Origin of the sequence: Pseudomonas syringae (genome assembly GCF_001698815.1) — a bacterium.
In the GTDB taxonomy this organism is placed as follows: domain Bacteria; phylum Pseudomonadota; class Gammaproteobacteria; order Pseudomonadales; family Pseudomonadaceae; genus Aquipseudomonas; species Aquipseudomonas syringae_A.
This window is the reverse complement of sequence record NZ_LGSI01000005.1, coordinates 117,248-135,399: the sequence shown is the minus strand read 5'-3', so window position 1 is coordinate 135,399 and position 18,152 is coordinate 117,248. Positions and strand designations below refer to the sequence as shown.

Below are 18,152 nucleotides of genomic sequence, written 5' to 3'. Positions count from 1 at the left end.
CGGCAGCGGCGTCCTGTCGCCCTTTGTCGTTTCTTGACGCTTTCGGCAAACCCCCTGTCGTTTTTGCACCCGGCTCGCCTGACCCTCCGGCATATGCTGGCCTCAATAGCGCCGACACACGTTTCGGCGCGCAAGCACCTATAAGGGGACAGCCTGATGAGCCCAGCCGAACTGCACGCCGACAGCATCGTTATTGACGGGCTGATCATTGCCAAGTGGAACCGTGAGCTGTTTGAAGACATGCGCAAAGGCGGCCTGACCATGGCCAACTGCACAGTCTCGGTATGGGAAGGTTTCCAGGCCACCATCAACAGCATCTGCACCAGCCAGAAACTGATGCGCGAAAACAGCGACCTGGTTATGCCGGTGCGCACCACTGCTGACATCCGCAAGGCCAAGGAGCAGGGCAAGACCGGCATCCTCTTCGGTTTCCAGAATGCCCATGCGTATGAAGACCAGATCGGCTACGTCGAGATCTTCAAGCAGCTGGGCGTCGGTATTGTGCAGATGTGCTACAACACCCAGAACCTGGTCGGCACCGGTTGCTACGAGCGTGACGGCGGATTGTCCGGCTTCGGTCGCGAAATCGTCGCCGAAATGAACCGCGTCGGCGTCATGTGCGACCTGTCCCACGTGGGTTCCAAGACTTCCGAAGAAGTTATCCTCGAATCGAAAAAACCGGTCTGCTATTCGCACTGCCTGCCGTCCGGCCTGAAAGAGCACCCGCGCAACAAGTCTGACGAAGAGCTGAAGTTCATCGCCGATCACGGCGGGTTCGTCGGCGTGACCATGTTCGCGCCGTTCCTCGCCAAAGGCATCGACTCCACCATTGACGATTACGCCGAAGCCATCGAATACGTGATGAACATCGTCGGCGAAGACTCCATCGGCATCGGCACCGACTTCACCCAGGGTCACGGCCAGGACTTCTTCGAATACCTGACCCACGACAAAGGCTACGCGCGCCGCCTGACCAGCTTCGGCAAGATCATCAACCCGCTGGGTATCCGCACCGTGGGCGAGTTCCCGAACCTGACCGAAACCCTGCTCAAACGCGGCCATCCCGAGCGCGTAGTGCGCAAGATCATGGGCGAAAACTGGGTGAACGTGCTTTCCGACGTCTGGGGCGAATAAGCCGCCGACGCAAGACCGCAACCCTCAATGAATTGAATATCCCACTGCCATTTTCGCAGTGGGCGACCCCCGAATTTCTGGAGTTTGACCCCATGGCTAAAATCGCCCCGCAACTGCCTATCGAAGTCGACAGCGAAACCGGTGTCTGGACCTCCGACGCATTGCCGATGCTGTATGTGCCGCGCCACTTTTTCGTCAATAACCACATGGGCATCGAAGAGGTGCTGGGCGCTGATGCCTACGCCGAGATTCTCTACAAGGCCGGCTACAAATCCGCCTGGCACTGGTGTGAAAAAGAAGCCGAATGCCATGGTCTGGAAGGCGTTGCGGTGTTCGAGCACTACATGAAGCGTCTGTCGCAGCGCGGCTGGGGCCTGTTCAAGATCCAGGACATCGACCTGGAAAAAGGCACCGCCAGCATCAAGCTTGAGCACTCGTGCTTTGTGTACGTCTACGGCAAGGTCGGTCGCAAGGTCGATTACATGTTCACCGGCTGGTTTGCCGGTGCCATGGACCAGATTCTCGCCGCCAAGGGCAGTTCGATCCGCACCGTGGCCGAGCAGGTTTACGGCGGCTCGGAAGAAGGTCACGACGACGGCCTGTTTATCGTCAAGCCGTTGTAAGTCGAGGTACGCAAAATGGCTTTCGAAGCGATGTTCCAGCCGATTCAGATCGGCAAGCTCACAATCCGCAACCGCGTATTGAGCACGGCCCATGCCGAGGTCTACGCGACCGATGGCGGCATGACCACTGACCGCTACGTGAAGTACTACGAAGAGAAAGCCAAGGGCGGCATCGGCCTGGCGATCTGTGGCGGCTCGTCAAGCGTCGCTATCGATAGCCCGCAAGGCTGGTGGAAATCGGTCAATCTGGCGACTGACAACATCATCCCGCACTTCCAGAATCTCGCTGACGCCATGCACAAGCACGGCGCCAAGATCATGATCCAGATTACCCACATGGGTCGCCGTTCCCGCTGGGATGGCGATCACTGGCCGACTTTGCTGTCGCCGTCGGGCATCCGCGAGCCAGTGCACCGCGCGACATGCAAAACCATCGAGCCGGAAGAAATCTGGCGTGTGATCGGCAACTATGCCAGCGCCGCTGGGCGTGCCAAGGCCGGTGGCCTGGATGGTGTTGAGTTGTCCGCCGTGCACCAGCACATGATCGACCAGTTCTGGAGCCCGCGCGTCAACAAGCGTACCGACGAATGGGGCGGCAGCTTCGAAAACCGCATGCGTTTTGGTATGGAAGTGATCAAGGCCGTGCGCAAGGAAGTCGGCCCCGATTTCTGCGTCGGCCTGCGTCTGTGCGGCGACGAGTTCCATCCCGATGGCTTGAGCCACGAAGACATGAAGGAAATCGCCAAGTACTACGACGATACCGGCATGATCGACTTCATTGGCGTCGTAGGTTCGGGTTGCGATACCCACAACACCCTGGCCAACGTTATCCCGAACATGAGTTATCCACCGGAGCCGTTCCTGCATTTGGCTGCGGGTATTAAAGAGGTGGTCAAGTCCCCGGTACTGCACGCGCAGAACATCAAGGACCCGAACCAGGCAACGCGGATTCTCGAAGGCGGCTACGTGGACATGGTCGGCATGACCCGCGCCCACATCGCCGACCCGCACTTGATCGCCAAGATCAAGATGGGCCAGATCGACCAGATCAAACAATGCGTCGGCGCCAACTACTGCATCGACCGCCAGTATCAGGGCCTGGACGTGCTGTGCATCCAGAACGCTGCAACCTCCCGTGAATACATGGGCGTGCCGCACATCATCGAGAAATCCACCGGCGTGAAACGCAAGGTCGTGGTGGTCGGTGCCGGTCCGGCGGGCATGGAAGCGGCGCGGGTTTCGGCCGAGCGCGGGCATGACGTGACGCTGTTCGAGAAGAAGGAATTCATCGGCGGGCAAATCACCACGGCCTCGAAAGCGCCGCAGCGTGACCAGATCGCCGGCATCACCCGCTGGTTCCAGCTGGAACTGGCGCGCCTGAAAGTTGATTTGCGTCTGGGCACGGCCGCCGACGCGGCGACCATCCTCGACCTGCGCCCGGATATCGTGGTGCTGGCGGTGGGCGGTCATCCGTTCCTGGAGCAGAACGAACACTGGGGCGCGGCGGAAGGTCTGGTTGTCAGCAGCTGGGACATCCTCGACGGCAAGGTTGCGCCGGGCAAGAACGTGCTGGTCTACGACACCATTTGCGAATTCACCGGGATGTCCACTGCCGACTTCCTCGCGGACAAGGGTTGCCAGGTCGAGATCGTCACTGACGACATCAAGCCGGGCGTTGCCGTCGGCGGCACGTCGTTCCCGACGTACTACCGCAGCATGTACCCCAAGGAAGTGATCATGACCGGCGACATGATGCTGGATAAGGTCTACCGCGAAGGCGACAAGCTGGTGGCGGTGCTGGAGAACGAATACACCGGCGCCAAAGAGGAGCGGGTGGTGGATCAGGTGGTCGTCGAAAACGGCGTGCGCCCTGATGAAGAAATCTACTACGCCCTCAAGGAAGCCTCGCGCAACAAAGGCCAGATCGACATCGAAGCCTTGTTCGCCATCCAGCCGCAGCCATGCTTGAGCGAGCCGGGTGATGGGTACTTGCTGTTCCGCATCGGTGACTGTGTGGCGCAGCGCAATACCCACGCGGCGATCTATGACGGCTTGCGTCTCTGCAAGGATTTTTGAGTCCGGCCTCCGCGCCGTCGGACTTATCGCGGGGTCTGGTTTGACGCCTTCGCGAGCAGCTCGCTCCCACGGGATTGTGGGAGCGAGCTTGCTCGCGAATGAGGCACCTCGATTTCGTTGAGGCTATTGAATTCAGGATCCACCCGGTTTTGATGGGAGCTCCACATGTTAAACACTCTTCTTCCCATCCTGCTGTTCGCCGCCCTGGGCCTGGCTGTCCTCGGCGCTGTGCGGCGGGTAAGAATGTGGCGCAACGGCCGAGCCTCGGCAGTCGACCTGCTCGGCGGTCTGCTGGCCATGCCCAAACGCTACATGGTCGATCTGCACCATGTGGTGGCTCGCGATAAATACATCGCCAACACCCACGTCGCCACGGCTGGCGGCGCGGTGGCGTCCATTGCGCTGGCGATTCTGGTGCATGGTTTCGGCCTGCATAACCGCATTCTCGGCTTCGCCCTGTTGGCGGCTTCGGCAGTGATGTTCGGCGGCGCGATCTTCATGTATCTGCGTCGGCTCAACCCGCCAGCCCGCCTGTCCAAAGGCCCGTGGATGCGCTTGCCGAAAAGCCTGCTGGCGTTCTCGGCAAGTTTCTTCCTGTTGACCTTGCCGGTGGCGGGCATCCTTCCGGAAAACTTCGGCGGTTGGGTATTGGCTGCGATTCTGGGCGTCGGCGTACTGTGGGGCGTCTGCGAATTGTTCCTCGGCATGACCTGGGGCGGGCCGATGAAGCACGCCTTCGCGGGTGCTTTGCATCTGGCCTGGCACCGTCGCGCCGAGCGTTTCGGCGGTGGTCGTTCAACCGGCCTCAAACCGCTGGACCTGAACGACAAGTCCGCACCGCTGGGCGTGGAAAAACCCAAGGATTTCACCTGGAACCAACTGCTCGGTTTTGACGCCTGCGTGCAGTGCGGCAAATGCGAAGCCGCGTGCCCGGCGTTCGCGGCCGGTCAGCCGCTGAACCCGAAAAAACTCATTCAAGATATGGTCGTCGGTCTGGCGGGCGGCACCGATGCGAACTTCGCTGGCAGCGCCTATCCGGGCAAAAAAATCGGCGAGCACAGCGGCAATCCTCATCAGCCGATCGTCAACGGTCTGGTGGACGCCGAGACCTTGTGGTCGTGCACCACCTGCCGCGCGTGCGTCGAAGAATGCCCGATGATGATCGAGCACGTGGACGCCATCGTCGACATGCGCCGCCATCTGACCCTGGAAAAAGGCGCGACCCCGAACAAGGGCGCCGAGGTGCTGGAAAACCTCATTGCCACCGACAATCCCGGCGGTTTTGCGCCGGGCGGCAGGATGAACTGGGCGGCGGATCTGAACCTGAATCTGCTCAGCGACAAGCACTCTGTCGACGTGCTGTTCTGGGTCGGCGACGGCGCGTTCGACATGCGCAACCAGCGCACCTTGCGCGCTTTCGTCAAAGTCCTCAAAGCAGCGAAAGTGGACTTCGCGGTGCTCGGCCTGGAAGAGCGTGACAGCGGCGACGTGGCGCGGCGTCTGGGTGACGAAGCGACGTTCCAGATGCTCGCCAGACGCAACATCCAGACCCTGGCCAAATACAGCTTCAAACGCATCGTCACCTGCGACCCGCACAGTTTCCACGTATTGAAAAACGAGTACGGCGCATTCGACGGCAACTACCTCGTGCAGCACCACAGCACGTATATGGCCGAACTGATCCAGGACGGCGCGCTGAATCTGGGCCAGCACAAAGGCACCAGCGTGACCTATCACGATCCGTGTTATCTGGGCCGCTACAACGGCGAGTACGAAGCGCCGCGTGATGTGCTGCGTGCGCTGGGCATCGAGATCAAGGAAATGCAGCGTTCCGGTTTCCGCTCGCGCTGCTGCGGCGGTGGCGGCGGTGCGCCGATTACCGACATTCCCGGCAAGCAGCGGATTCCCGACATGCGCATGGAAGACATCCGCGAAACCGGCGCCGAACTGGTGGCCGTGGGTTGCCCGCAATGCACGGCGATGCTCGAAGGCGTGGTCGAACCGCGTCCGCTGATCAAGGACATTGCCGAACTGGTCGCCGACGCGCTGTTGGAAGAAGTTATCCCCAGCAAGCCCGCGCCGATCAAACGTGAACCTGCGGAGGTGCATTGATGAGCGACATTATCCGCCGCGACCCTCGTGCCGAATGGATCGCCCGCAACCGCTTGCATCCATTGCACGCGGCCATGCAGCCGACTCAAAGCAGCTGGATGGGGCCCAACGGCCTGATGCGCAAGAATGTGCACGGCATTGGTTTCATCGGACCCAACGGCATTAAACGCATTGACCGCAGCGGCGCGCAGCAGGGCGGCGTGGTCAAGCGCTCGGCCGCGGCCGAAGTGCAACTGCCGTTGCATCAGGTTCTCGAACCGGCCTTCTATATAAGCGTGGTGCCGGACATGGTCGGCGGACGCCTGAGTGCGCATGACCGCGACCTGCTAGGGCTGGCCCATCAACTGGCCGGGCAGAGCGGCGCGGTGCTCGCCGTTGTATTCGGAGAACACAAGGAAACCACCTTCGCCACGGCAGGCGTTGATCGTCTGCTGGTGCTGGATGGTTCTGAGTTCAGCGGTTATTCGCCGGAACAACGGGTTCAGGGCCTGCGGGCTGTGGATAACCAATTCAGCCCACGCCATTGGTTGCTGCCCGACAGTCGCAGCGGCGGCGGTGAGTTGGGACGTCGATTCGCCGCCCGTCTGGGCGAGCGTCCGGCGACGCGGGTCTGGCAAGTCACCGATAACCACTGCATCGGCCGCGCCGGTGCGGGTCGTGAGGATCTGGCCAGGCCATTGGCTCGACTGATTCTGGCCGGTGTCGAATGCGCCGAGCCGGTCAGCGAAACCCGTCATGAAGCTTTGCCGGTGGAGTTATCCACAGCCGTGGCGCGCAGCCTGTCGCGTATTGAAGATCTGGGCGCGGTCGCGGTTGATCCGGCGGTCATCCCCATGGCCGAAGCGGAGTTCATCTTCTCCGGCGGCAACGGCGTCAAGGACTGGAGCCTGTTTCACCAGACCGCTGCGGCCCTCGGCGCCACCGAAGGTGCTTCGCGGGTCGCGGTGGACGACGGCTTCATGGCCCGTGATCGTCAGGTCGGTGCCAGCGGTACCTGGGTTACTGCGCGGGTGTATGTCGCGGTCGGTATTTCCGGCGCGATCCAGCATCTGCAAGGGATCGGCGCGTGCGACAAGGTCGTGGCGATCAATCTTGATCCGGGTTGCGACATGATCAAACGTGCGGATTTGTCGGTGATTGGCGAAAGCGCGGAGATCCTCAAAGCGCTGATCGAAGCGGTCGAAACCTGGCGCAATGGAGCAAAACGAGATGCGGCCTGAGCCTATTGCTGCAACCAACAACAGCCTGCCTGTGGATAAAACCACTTTGCACGTCATCAGCCTGGTGTCGATTGGCGCGCACCCGACTTCCGGTCGCGCCCGCCGCGCCGAGCAGGACGCCCGCGCCGTCGAGCTGGGTTTGCAACTGGCCGGCAATAACCTGCACGTGCTGCATGCGGGCAACGCCGAAGAACCCGCTTTACGCGCTTATCTGGGCATGGGCCTGGATGAATTGCATGTGCTGGAGCAACCGGAAAATGCCGACGCACTGCCCACGCTGACCGATTACATCCGCGAGTCCGGCGTGCAGATGGTGCTGACCGGCAGCCAGGCGGAAACCGGCGAAGGCTCGGGCATGCTGCCGTTCCTGCTGGCGGAAAACCTCGGGTGGCCGTTGGTGGTCGGCATGGCGGAAGTGGAATCGATCAGCAATGGCGTCGCGCAGGTGCTGCAAGCCTTGCCTCGCGGTCAGCGTCGGCGCTTGAAAGTACGCCTGCCGTTTCTGGCAACCGTGGACAACGCCGCGCCCAAACCCCGACAAAGCGCCTATGGCCCGGCGCAACGCGGCGGGCTGGACGTTGAGCACGTCGAGATCGTGACGGATGAGCTGCTCACCGGCTCATCGCTGCAACCGGCCAAACCCCGGCCTAAACGCCTGAAAGTGATCAAGGCCAAAAGCGGCGCGGATCGCATGAAAGCCGCGACGGCCAAGGCCAGTGGTGGCGGCGGGCAAGTGCTCAAAGGCGTTTCCCCGCAAGAAGGCGCTGAAGCGATACTCAAATTGTTGATTGAAGAGGGTGTGGTTAGGTAACTGGATTGAAAGGCACTCCGTAGGACCGGCTTTAGCCGGGAGGAGGCTGATTCATTCGCCGCAGCTCCGTCGCTAGAACGATTGCCCTCCCGGCTAAAGCCGGTCCTACGGATCCAACCGACAAGCGCTAATTGCCAGCATTCACTGGCTCTGACACAATCGCGAATAATTCTCGTTAGTTAATGCAATTCTTCGGGGTCGTTCGTGTCATCAGCCCAAAGCACTCAAAGTGAGATCGTTGGCGCGTTGTATCGCGACCACCGTGGCTGGCTGTTGGCTTGGCTGCGGCGCAACGTGGCTTGCCCGCAACGAGCGGAAGATCTGAGCCAGGACACTTTCGTGCGGCTGCTGGGGCGCGACGAGCTGCGCAGCCCCAACGAACCTCGCGCTTTTCTGGTGGCGGTCGCCAAGGGCCTGCTGTTCGATTACTTCCGGCGCGCTGCGCTCGAACAGGCGTACCTCAACGAACTGATGCTGATCCCCGAAGCTGAGCAGCCGTCGCTTGAGGAGCAGCACCTGATTCTCGAAGACCTCAAGGCCATCGACCGTTTGCTCGGCAAGCTGTCGAGCAAGGCGCGGGCGGCGTTTCTGTATAACCGTCTGGACGGCCTGACCCACGGTGAAATCGCCGAGCGGCTGGGGGTTTCCGTGCCACGGGTTCGGCAATATCTGGCTCAAGGCATTCGCCAATGTTACGTAGCGTTGTACGGCCAGCCGACATGAGCAGTTTCAATTCCCGCCCGGTTGCTTCCCACGTTCTGGACGCCGCCATCGACTGGCAGTTGTGCCTGGATCGCGGCAACGGCAGCGACGCGGAGCGCGAAGAGTTCGCCAAGTGGATGGCGGCACACGAAGAACACGCCCGCGCCTGGGTGCAGCTGGGCATGCTCGACCAACGCTTCGCAGTCGCCAATGGCCCGGCGCGCAAGGCCTTGCTGCAATCCCATGGCACCGCGCGTCGCCAGTTGCGCAAGCTGGGTGGCGGCCTGGCCAGTGTGCTGATGGCCTGCGGTTTGGCGTTGTTTGTCGGTGATCGTTATCTGCCGCTGGATTACTGGCTCGCTGATCAACGCACCGCCACCGGCGAACAGCGCAGCGTGCGTCTGGCCGACAACACCTTGATCCGTCTCAATACCCACAGCGCCATCGACGTGCGTTTCGACGCCAAACAGCGCCGGGTGATTCTGCAGGACGGCGAAATCTTCGTCGAAACCGGCAGCCATGACGACCCGCGCCCGTTCATCGTGGAAACCCGCGATGGTCAGATGCGCGCGCTGGGCACCCAGTTTCTGGTCCGTCGGGAAAGCGACGGCACGCTGCTGAGCGTGTTGCAATCGGCCGTCGCCGCCCATACGCAACACGACCCGCAAGAGCAGATCCTGCGCGAAGGTCAGCAAATGTTCATGAGCCGCGACGGCCTTGGCCCGATGCTCGCACTCAAGCCCGGCGCGGATGCCTGGACGCGCGGGATGCTGGTGGTGGAAAACGCGCGTCTGGCCGATCTGGTGGCGGAACTGGGGCGTTATCGCGCTGGGTATCTGGGCGTAGCGCCCGAGGTCGCCGACCTGCGCATCACCGGCAGCTTCCCGCTCGCCAACACTGATCTGGCGCTTATGGCCCTGACGCCGACCTTGCCGGTGCAAATCGTGCAGCACGCGCAATGGTGGGTCACGGTCACCGGTAAAGCCCCGAAACCTGACGCAGCGGCTCCAGTAAAACTTTGAAATATAAATCTGAATCAGAATTATTTTCGATTGGCTCTATCACTTTTTGAATTTCGTTCGGCACATAGACATTGAGAACCGTTTCCATTCAGGAGCCGTATATGTCCCGCACGCTTGAAACCCTGTTACGACCCAGCCTGTTGGCTGTGGCGATTGCTCTGGCTGCCCCTTTGGCCAGCACTCAACTGATCGCTGCAGAACAGGCCACGAGCGTGCGCGCTTACAACCTGCCTGCCGGGCCGCTGTCCACCACCCTGAATCAGATCGCCAGTCAGGCCGGTCTGACATTGGCGGTGGATCCTTCGCTGGCTTCCGGTCGCAAATCGGCACCGGTTCAAGGCCAATTCGATGCTTCTGGCGCGTTGCGTCAGGCGTTGCGCGGCACTGGCTTGCAACTGGTGCAAAGCACTGTGGGCAGTTACAGCCTGATGGCCTCGCCGGAAGGCACCGTGGCGTTGCCGGAAACCACCATTCAAGGCCAGGGCGTTGCCAGCGAATCGGCCTGGGGGCCGGTGGCAGGTTATGCCGCGACCCGCACCGCGTCGGGCACCAAGACCGACACGCCGATTCTTGAAGCGCCGCGTTCGATCTCGGTCGCGACTCGCGATCAGATGGCTGATCGCGCCGTGCAGAACCTCGACGACGCCGTGCGCTACATGCCCGGTGTGACGGCCAGCAGCTATGGCAGCGACAGCCGCGCCGAGTGGCTGAAGATTCGTGGCTTCGAACCCACCCAAGTACTCGATGGCTTGCCATTGCCGAAAGGCGTGTACGTCATGCCCAAGCTGGAAACCTGGGATCTGGAGCGCGTCTCTGTTCTGCGCGGACCGGCCTCTTCAGTCTATGGCCAGACCCCGCCCGGCGGCATGCTGGATATGGTCAGCCGTCGTCCGGAAGCCACTGCCAGTCACGAGATTCAGGCTCAGGTCGGCAGTTACAACCGCAAACAGATCAGCTTCGACAGCACCGGCCCGATCGATGACGCGGGGGTTTTCGAATATCGCGTCAGCGGCGTAGTGCGTGACAGCGGCACGTCGGTCGAGCACATCGACGACAAGCGCTACAACCTGGCGCCGAGCCTGACCTGGAATATCGATCCGGACACCAAACTGACCTTCCTCAGCCAGTTCAACCGCGACGATACCGGCATCACCAGCCAGTTCCTGCCGCTGGAAGGCACCAAGCTGTCGACCCCGGCCGGCGAAGTGAAATACCACAAGAACCTTGGCGATCCGCAGTGGGAGTTCTACGACAAGACCTATTACGCGCTGGGTTACGCCTTCGAACATCGCCTGAATGACGTGTGGCAGTTCAAGCAAAACCTGCGTTACACCAAGAGCGATTTGTCATTCCAGGGCATCACGGCCGGTGGTTTCTACGGTTCGGTTGCCGCCGATGGCACCTTGTCGCGCGGCGCCAACGTGGTCAACGAAGACATCAGCCAGTTCGCCGTGGACAACAACTTCCAGGCCGACTTCGATACCGGCGTGCTCAAGCACACGCTGTTGATCGGCCTGGATCACCAGCGCATCAATCACAACTACAAATGGTTGTATGGCAGTGCGCCGACCAGCAACATCATCAATCCGGTCTACGGTCAGGACTTCAGCAACGTCGCCTACACCGCTTACCAGAACTACAGCCAGAAAACCCGCGACACCGGCCTGTATCTGCAAGACCAGATTGCTCTGGATAACTGGCGTCTGACCCTGGGCGGGCGTCAGGACTGGTTGGACACTGACACCGACTTCCATGAGTCCGGTATCAAGGACACCCGCAGCGATAACGCCTTCAGCGGCAACGCAGCGTTGAGCTATGTGTTCGATTCCGGTTTCGCGCCGTACATTTCCTACGCCGAGTCGTTCCAGGCCGAGCAGGGCGGCAACACCGCCACCAGCGAAGCCTACGAACCGAGTACCGGCAAGCAATACGAGCTGGGCATCAAGTACCAACCGCCGGGCAGCAGCATGTTGTTCACTGCGGCGTTGTACGACCTGACCCGTAAGAACATCGTGCTCAGCGACACCTTTGGTGTCAGCCGTCCATTGGGTGAAGCCCAAGTGCGTGGCGTCGAGCTGGAAGCGGTCGGCAACGTCAACGAAAACCTCAAGCTGACCGCGTCCTACACCTACGCCAACAGCAAGATGACCAAGGTCGGCGATCCATTGGACAAGAACCGTCCATTGCCGCTGACCCCGGAAAACCAGGCATCGATCTGGGCTGATTACACCTGGCACACCGGCGTGCTCGACGGTTTCGGCCTCGGCTTCGGCGTGCGCTATATCGGCGAAACCGACAACGTGGCGCTGGGCAGCCTGGCCTATGTACGCGATAAGTCCGACGGTCATACCGATTCCTACACCGTGTACGATGCCGCCGTGCATTACGACCTGGGTCGCCTGAACAATTCGCTCAAAGGCGTCAGCGTCGCAGTCAACGCCAACAACGTGTTCGACAAGGAATACCTGTCGACCTGTGATGGCTTCTATTGCTACTACGGCGACCGTCGCAACGTACTGGCCAGCGTCAATTACAAATGGTGAATTAACGGATTCGCCAGTGAAGACAAAGGCCTCCGCACACGCGGCGGCCTTTTGCATTTGGAATGAAACACATGAAAAGCCAAACCGTGCGCCGCTGGTCGTTCATCCATACCTGGACCAGCCTGATCTGCACCCTGTTCCTGCTGATGCTGGCGGTGACCGGGTTGCCGTTGATTTTTCACCATGAAATCGATCACCTGCTGGGCAACGAGCCGGAATTCAAGGAGATGCCGGCCGACACGCCGCACCTGAATCTGGAGAAATTGGTCGAAGCCGCCGAAGCGTATCGGCCGGGCGACGTCATGCAGTATTTCGGCTGGGACGAGGATAACGCCAACGGCGTCTGGGCGATCATGGCCAAGACGGCGGGCACCGAGCCCAACTCCTCACACTCGTTCATGATGGATTCGCGCACCGGCCAGGCCTACGAAATACCGTCTGCCAACGGCGGGTTCATGATGGTCATGCTGCGCCTGCACGTGGACATGTACGCCGGGCTGACCGGCAAATTGCTGCTGGCGTTCATGGGTTTCCTGTTCGTGCTGGCGATTATTTCCGGGACGGTGCTGTATGCGCCGTTCATGCGCAAACTCAAGTTCGCCACCGTGCGCGCGGACAAATCCACGCGCATGCGCTGGCTCGACCTGCATAACCTGATCGGCGTCGTGACCCTGACCTGGGCCTTGGTGGTGGGCGTTACCGGCGTAATCAGCGCCTGCGCCGACCTGTTGATTTCGTCATGGCGCAACGACAGTCTGGCGGCGATGATCGCCCCTTATAAAGATGCGCCCGCGTTGACCCAGCGCGCCCCGGCGACAAATCTACTGAGCATCGCCGAAGCTGCCGCGCCGGGCATGGAAGCGGATTTCATTGCGTTCCCCGGCACACGCTTTTCCAGCGAGCACCATTACGCGGTGTTCCTCAAGGGCAATACGCATTTGACCAAGCACCTGGCGACCCCGGTGTTGATCGACGCGAAAACCCTGGACGTCACCGCGGTAGTCGAGCGGCCGTGGTACATGGACGCGCTGGGCATGTCGCAGCCGTTGCACTTCGGTGATTACGGCGGCATGCCAATGAAAATCCTCTGGGCGGCGCTGGATGTACTGACCATTATCGTCCTCGGCAGCGGCGTTTACTTGTGGTGGGTGCGGCGCAAGGCCGCGCGGCCGGTCAGCGTCCCGCAAGCGGAAACCGTGCAATGAAGCGTTCGACCATGCGCCACGTGTTTGCCATGCCGCTGCTGATCGGCATATTGATCGCGTTCGGGCTCTTCGCCGCATTGCTCGGTGACGGCTGGTGGGACACGCTGGCCTGGCTGGGAATGGGCATTGCGGCAGTATTGAGCTTTCGGGGTTTGCTGGTGCGCAGGACCTGAAACCAGCCATTGCGGACGGGCAGGGCGCTGGCTAGTCTAGACAGCCGTCTCATTCGAGGAACACCCATGTCCGCACCGACCATGACGTTGTACACCAACGCAGCCTCTCCCTTCGCCCGCAAGGTTATGGTCCTGCTGCATGAAACCGGCCAGCTGGACCGAGTGGCACTGCTGCCGACGGCGTTGACGCCGGTTAATCCGGTTGCCGAGCTCAACCTCGATAACCCGGCCGGCAAGATCCCGGCCCTGCGTCTGGCCGACGGCAACGTGATCTACGACAGCCGGGTGATTCTCGATTACCTGGACCACCAGCACGTCGGCAATCCACTGATCCCTCGCGAAGGCTCCGCGCGCTGGCGGCGTCTGACCCTGGCATCCCTGGCCGATGCACTGCTGGATGCTGCACTGCTGATCCGTTATGAAACCGCCTTGCGCCCAGTGGAAAAACATTGGGATCTGTGGCTCGACAACCAGCAGCAAAAAATCGCCCGCAGTCTCAGTTATTTCGAGCAGGACGCCATCACCGAACTCAGTTCAGCCTTCGACGTGGCGTCCATCAGCGTCGCGGCAGCCCTGGGTTATCTGGACTTCCGCCAGCCTGACCTCGGTTGGCGCAGCAGCTATCCGCGCCTGGCGAGTTGGTATGGCGAAGTCAGTCAGCGGCCTTCGATGTTGGCGACTCAGCCCAGCGTCTAATTGAGCGGCCGCCTCCAGATCGCTGAACACCCGTTGTTGGAGGCGGCGCAGGAAACAGACTGGCAATTCTGAGCACCAGATTTCTCGCCTGGGCCTGATCTTCGCGTAATCCGAGCCAGTTACTCATGGGCGGCCTCGATGTCGAACGCCAGTGGTTTGGCGGGTTTGTTTGGCGTGAGGCCATACCAGTCGAGTTTGCGGGTCAGCACCATGAACACACCGAGCAGGCCGAACAGCAGCAGCGAACCCATCAGCAGCGCGTAGTCTTCGGCACTCAACAGGCCGTAAAGCAAGCCATAAAGCGCCGCTAGCCCCAGTGCGAAACCCAAGCCGTGGCGCACACTGCGCAACACGTGACACACATAAAAGCCAATCAACAACACGCAAGCGCTGGCCGACAGCAGATACGCCAAGGCAAAGCCCAGGTGTTCCGACAGCGACAGCAGCATCAGATAAAACAAGGCCAGCGCGGCGCCGACCAACGCATATTGGATCGGATGTACCGCCAGGCTCTTGAGCACTTCGAACAGGAAAAAACCGGCGAACGTCAGCGCGATGAACAGCAGCGCATATTTGATCGCGCGGTCGCTCTTCAGGTATTGATCCACCGGATCGATGAAGCTCACGCCCAGGGTGCGCTGGTTGAAGTCGTTGCACTGCAACGTTTCCAGGCAACGGCTCAGGGCTTCTTCAAGGTTGGTGGAGAAGAACGAAGCCTGCCAGCTGGCGTTGAAACCTTCAGCGGAAATCTCCCGTCGCGTCGGCAGATAGTTGCCGATAAAACTCGGGTGCGGCCAGTCGGCGGACAACTGCACTGTGCTGGACTTGCCCACCGGCAGCACCCGCAACGATTCGGTGCCTTGCAGCTTCAAGTCGAAAGCGAAGTTGAGTTGTTTCGCGTGTTTGCCATCCAGAATGGGCAAGCTGGCACTGACGCCTTCGCCGAGCCATTGCAGGCGCGATCCGGGAACGAAGTCCAGTTGCTGATCGTCGAGCTGCAACTTCAGGGCATTTTCGATGCCGCGAATATCGCTGATCCCGACTGACAGAAACGGCGCGTCAAACTGGTAGTCGGCGAAGTCCTCGGTAATCCCGAAAAATTCCGGCACTTGGAAATGGCCGCTGACCCGGTTATCCGCGTGGAACAGCCGCGCCTCGTAAATCCCCCGGGAGCGCAGTTCGGTCTGCACCTTGCCGTCGAGCTCAAAGCGGTCCGGCAAAAAATGCAGATCGCCGCGTTCCTGGGCGGTTTCCTGAACGCGTTCGTTGGTCTTGGGGTCGGTCTTCCAGATGCGCACGGTCTTGCGAAAAGGCACCACCAGAATTGGCCCGGCCAACTGCTGACTGAAGCTGGAGCTGCGCGCGATATCCCGCAACACACCGTCGCGCTGCGCCTGTCGGTCACCAATCAGTCCGCCGATCATCAACAACGGAATCAGCAGCAGGACGATCAACAGCGCAATCATTCCCAGTTTTACAGCCAGACTTCGATTCATGGGTCTCTCCCTGTTTTGATGGGGAGAGTCTGCGAGCCGCGTGTGGAGGGTTGATGAGGGGTTTGTGGGGGTTGTGTGGAGATGCGCAGACGTAGATCCCGTTGGAGCGAGGCTTGCCCGCGAATCGGTTTAGCTGGCGACACATCATCGCCTGACGTTACGCTTTCGCGGGCAAGCCTCGCTCCCACAGGTAGGATTCAGCGCAACAGCACCGTTACCAAAACCCCACCCTCAACGTTGCCGATCTGCATCTCGCCGCCGTGCAGCTGCACCACCTCTTCGACGAAGTTAAGCCCCAATCCGGTGCTTTTGCGGCCGCTGTCGGGGCGGGGCAGGGAGTAGAAGCGCTCGCTCAGGCGCGGCAGGGCGTAGTCGGGGATCGGTGCGGCGCTGTTGAACAGGCTGAATTGAATCCCGCCGGCACTTCGCTCAGCGCTGAAGCGTAAAAGCCCGCCTTGGGGCGTGAAGTCCAGAGCGTTTTCCAGCAGATTGGCCAGCGCCTGGCGTAACAGGAAGCGCTCGCCGATCAGTTGTAGATCGTTGGCGATGTCTTTTTCAACCCGCAGATCCAGCCGTTCGATGCGCACGCTCTGCGCGTTGAGCAGTTCATCGATCAGTTCGCTCAGCGGCACGGCGACCCGTTCTTCCAGCCCTTGACGCTGCTCGACCATCGCCAGATTCAGCAGGCGTTCGATCAACTGCTGCATGCGGGCGCTTTCACCTTCGATGTTGCCGATAAAGCGCTGGCGCTGGTCGGCGGGCATGTCGTCCTGCAACAGCTCGGCCGCGCCACGAATCGCCGCCAGCGGGCTTTTCAATTCATGGGTCAAGGTATGCACGTAACGCTCGACGTAGGCCTTGCCCTCCAGCTGCGTGCGCATGTGTTCCACGGCGGTGGATAACTGCTCGAACTCGCCGCCGCGATAATGAGGCAACTCGGCGCGCCGCCCTTCGCTGACCGCCTGAGCGTAATGGGTCAGGCGTCGCAACGCCGAGCTGAGCCACCAGGAAAACAGCGCGCCGAGCAGCAGCCCCAACGCCATCAAGCCGCCGCCGTACCACAGCAACCGCCGCTCGGCGCGGTCGACATAAGGCTGCAGCGAACTGTTGGGTTTGGCCACGGTGACCACGCCGATGATCGTGCCGTTATCGCGAATCGGCGCGCCGACATGCATCACCGACGAGTTCGGATCGTTGGCATCGCTGCGGGTCGAGCGCGCGCCATACTCGCCGCGCAACGTCAGCAGCACATCGTTCCAGCGCGAATAATCCTGGCCGACCGCTTCACCACTGGAATCGAGCAGCACGATGCCTTTGGCGTCGGTCACGTAGATGCGGTTATTGACCTGATTCTTCGGCAAACCCCAGATGGTCGCGGCGGGCTGGCGCAAACCATAGGCCTGGAGCGCGTCGGGAAAGCGGCTCTGGCTCAAGGTGCCGGACTTGACGTCGTCATGCAGGATTTCCGCCAGCAGGTTGGCCGTATCCACCAGGGTTTCTTCGGTCGACTGGCGCACGCCGGGGCGCACTTCTTTCATCACGGTGCTGAGCACGAAATAGCCGGTCAGGCCGATGAACACCGCGTACACCAGAAAAATCCGCAGGCTGAGGGACATCAGCTATGTCCAGGGCTGAAGCTGTAGCCGAGGCCGCGATGGGTCTGGATCGGCTCGGCGTCGGCGGCAATCAGGCGCAGCTTGGCGCGCAGGCTTTTGATGTGGCTGTCGATGCTGCGCTCGTAACCGGCATCAGCGGCCACGCCCACTGCATCCAGCAATTGCTCGCGGCTGAATACCCGTTCGGGTTGATCCAGCAAACAGTGCAGCAAGCGAAACTCATGGCGGGTCAGGCTCAGCGGCTGGCCGCGATAGCTGATCTGCACACGTTCGGAGTCGATCTGAAACAACTCGCTCGACACGGCAGCAACCGGGCGCGGCAGCATGCGCTTGAGAATCGCCCGAACCCGCGCCGTCACTTCACGCGGGCTGAACGGCTTGACCACGTAATCATCGGCGCCGATCTCCAGCCCGACCACCCGGTCGATCTCGCCATTGCGTGCGCTGAGGAACATCACCGGGACTTCGCTGAAACGCCGCACTTGCTTGCAGGCCTCGAAGCCGGTGATATCCGGCAAGCCGATGTCGAGGATGATCAGGTCCGCCGGCGTGCGCCGTTGATGCTCCACTGCCGCCTGACCGAGGCCCAGCCAGGACGTGGTGAAACCGTCACTTTGCAGGGCATAGATCAGGGTGTCGGCAATCGCCGCTTCGTCTTCGACAATCAAAATATGCGGCATGGCATCCGAGCGCTTGAGGTGAGGACGAAACGGTGCCGGGATC

The 18,152-nt window shown here is 61.0% G+C and carries 15 protein-coding genes; 12 read left to right on the top strand and 3 right to left on the bottom strand.

Annotated features, from left to right (window positions below; translation table 11 throughout):
* Nucleotides 1-156: 156 nt before the first annotated feature.
* The 12 genes from AFK24_RS01535 (at nt 157) to AFK24_RS01485 (ending at nt 14,317) form a co-directional block, all read left to right on the top strand.
* Nucleotides 157-1,134 (top strand): dipeptidase, encoded by a 978-nt coding sequence (locus AFK24_RS01535; RefSeq protein ID WP_065831566.1) that lies wholly within the window; start codon nt 157-159, stop codon nt 1,132-1,134.
* Between the two features lie 92 nt (nt 1,135-1,226).
* Nucleotides 1,227-1,757 (top strand): DUF5943 domain-containing protein, encoded by a 531-nt coding sequence (locus AFK24_RS01530; protein ID WP_065831565.1) that lies wholly within the window; start codon nt 1,227-1,229, stop codon nt 1,755-1,757.
* A gap of 15 nt (nt 1,758-1,772) precedes the next feature.
* Nucleotides 1,773-3,833 carry a dimethylglycine demethylation protein DgcA gene (gene dgcA / locus AFK24_RS01525; RefSeq protein WP_065831564.1) on the top strand — a complete coding sequence of 687 codons (2,061 nt, stop codon included), beginning with the start codon at nt 1,773-1,775 and terminating at the stop codon, nt 3,831-3,833.
* A 165-nt stretch (nt 3,834-3,998) separates the two neighbouring features.
* Nucleotides 3,999-5,945: a dimethylglycine demethylation protein DgcB gene (dgcB, locus tag AFK24_RS01520; protein WP_065831563.1), complete on the top strand. Its 1,947-nt coding sequence runs from the start codon at nt 3,999-4,001 to the stop codon at nt 5,943-5,945.
* On the top strand, nt 5,945-7,165 hold the full coding sequence (locus AFK24_RS01515) for an electron transfer flavoprotein subunit alpha/FixB family protein (protein ID WP_065831562.1): 1,221 nt from the start codon (nt 5,945-5,947) through the stop codon (nt 7,163-7,165). The genes dgcB and AFK24_RS01515 overlap by 1 nt, the downstream gene beginning before the upstream one ends.
* Nucleotides 7,155-7,976, top strand: coding sequence for an electron transfer flavoprotein subunit beta (locus tag AFK24_RS01510; RefSeq protein WP_080482012.1), 822 nt, complete (start codon nt 7,155-7,157; stop codon nt 7,974-7,976). Before AFK24_RS01515 ends, AFK24_RS01510 begins: the two co-directional genes overlap by 11 nt.
* A gap of 204 nt (nt 7,977-8,180) precedes the next feature.
* Nucleotides 8,181-8,699 carry an RNA polymerase sigma factor gene (locus AFK24_RS01505; protein ID WP_065831561.1) on the top strand — a complete coding sequence of 173 codons (519 nt, stop codon included), beginning with the start codon at nt 8,181-8,183 and terminating at the stop codon, nt 8,697-8,699.
* Entirely contained in the window at nt 8,696-9,700 is a 1,005-nt protein-coding gene (locus AFK24_RS01500) for a FecR domain-containing protein (RefSeq protein ID WP_065831560.1), read from the top strand. Before AFK24_RS01505 ends, AFK24_RS01500 begins: the two co-directional genes overlap by 4 nt.
* Nucleotides 9,701-9,801: 101 nt before the next feature.
* A complete protein-coding gene (locus AFK24_RS01495) occupies nt 9,802-12,243 on the top strand; it encodes a TonB-dependent siderophore receptor (RefSeq protein ID WP_065831559.1) in 2,442 nt (813 codons plus the stop codon).
* A 71-nt stretch (nt 12,244-12,314) separates the two neighbouring features.
* A complete protein-coding gene (locus AFK24_RS01490) occupies nt 12,315-13,448 on the top strand; it encodes a PepSY-associated TM helix domain-containing protein (RefSeq protein WP_065831558.1) in 1,134 nt (377 codons plus the stop codon).
* A complete protein-coding gene (locus tag AFK24_RS30460) occupies nt 13,445-13,621 on the top strand; it encodes a hypothetical protein (RefSeq protein ID WP_139110431.1) in 177 nt (58 codons plus the stop codon). The genes AFK24_RS01490 and AFK24_RS30460 overlap by 4 nt, the downstream gene beginning before the upstream one ends.
* A gap of 66 nt (nt 13,622-13,687) precedes the next feature.
* The gene (locus AFK24_RS01485) at nt 13,688-14,317 is read left to right on the top strand and encodes a glutathione S-transferase family protein (protein WP_065831557.1); all 630 of its coding nucleotides are present in this window, start codon (nt 13,688-13,690) and stop codon (nt 14,315-14,317) included.
* Nucleotides 14,318-14,436: 119 nt separating this feature from the next.
* Here AFK24_RS01485 and creD read toward each other — a convergent pair whose 3' ends face one another.
* From creD to creB, 3 genes are all read right to left on the bottom strand, one after another.
* Nucleotides 14,437-15,813, bottom strand: coding sequence for a cell envelope integrity protein CreD (gene creD / locus AFK24_RS01480; RefSeq protein WP_065831556.1), 1,377 nt, complete (start codon nt 15,811-15,813; stop codon nt 14,437-14,439).
* Between the two features lie 197 nt (nt 15,814-16,010).
* Complete coding sequence (gene creC / locus AFK24_RS01475) at nt 16,011-17,429, bottom strand: two-component system sensor histidine kinase CreC (protein WP_065831555.1); 1,419 nt, start codon at nt 17,427-17,429, stop codon at nt 16,011-16,013.
* The gene (gene creB / locus AFK24_RS01470; protein ID WP_065831554.1) at nt 17,429-18,109 is read right to left on the bottom strand and encodes a two-component system response regulator CreB; all 681 of its coding nucleotides are present in this window, start codon (nt 18,107-18,109) and stop codon (nt 17,429-17,431) included. Before creB ends, creC begins: the two co-directional genes overlap by 1 nt.
* Nucleotides 18,110-18,152 lie beyond the last annotated feature (43 nt).

Coding starts and splice junctions, on each gene's coding strand:
- AFK24_RS01535 (WP_065831566.1), top strand. CDS start 157: ATGAGCCCAGCCGAACTGCACGCCGACAGCATCGTTATTGACGGGCTG.
- AFK24_RS01530 (WP_065831565.1), top strand. CDS start 1,227: ATGGCTAAAATCGCCCCGCAACTGCCTATCGAAGTCGACAGCGAAACC.
- dgcA (WP_065831564.1), top strand. CDS start 1,773: ATGGCTTTCGAAGCGATGTTCCAGCCGATTCAGATCGGCAAGCTCACA.
- dgcB (WP_065831563.1), top strand. CDS start 3,999: ATGTTAAACACTCTTCTTCCCATCCTGCTGTTCGCCGCCCTGGGCCTG.
- AFK24_RS01515 (WP_065831562.1), top strand. CDS start 5,945: ATGAGCGACATTATCCGCCGCGACCCTCGTGCCGAATGGATCGCCCGC.
- AFK24_RS01510 (WP_080482012.1), top strand. CDS start 7,155: ATGCGGCCTGAGCCTATTGCTGCAACCAACAACAGCCTGCCTGTGGAT.
- AFK24_RS01500 (WP_065831560.1), top strand. CDS start 8,696: ATGAGCAGTTTCAATTCCCGCCCGGTTGCTTCCCACGTTCTGGACGCC.
- AFK24_RS01495 (WP_065831559.1), top strand. CDS start 9,802: ATGTCCCGCACGCTTGAAACCCTGTTACGACCCAGCCTGTTGGCTGTG.
- AFK24_RS01490 (WP_065831558.1), top strand. CDS start 12,315: ATGAAAAGCCAAACCGTGCGCCGCTGGTCGTTCATCCATACCTGGACC.
- AFK24_RS30460 (WP_139110431.1), top strand. CDS start 13,445: ATGAAGCGTTCGACCATGCGCCACGTGTTTGCCATGCCGCTGCTGATC.
- AFK24_RS01485 (WP_065831557.1), top strand. CDS start 13,688: ATGTCCGCACCGACCATGACGTTGTACACCAACGCAGCCTCTCCCTTC.
- creD (WP_065831556.1), bottom strand. CDS start 15,813: ATGAATCGAAGTCTGGCTGTAAAACTGGGAATGATTGCGCTGTTGATC.
- creC (WP_065831555.1), bottom strand. CDS start 17,429: ATGTCCCTCAGCCTGCGGATTTTTCTGGTGTACGCGGTGTTCATCGGC.
- creB (WP_065831554.1), bottom strand. CDS start 18,109: ATGCCGCATATTTTGATTGTCGAAGACGAAGCGGCGATTGCCGACACC.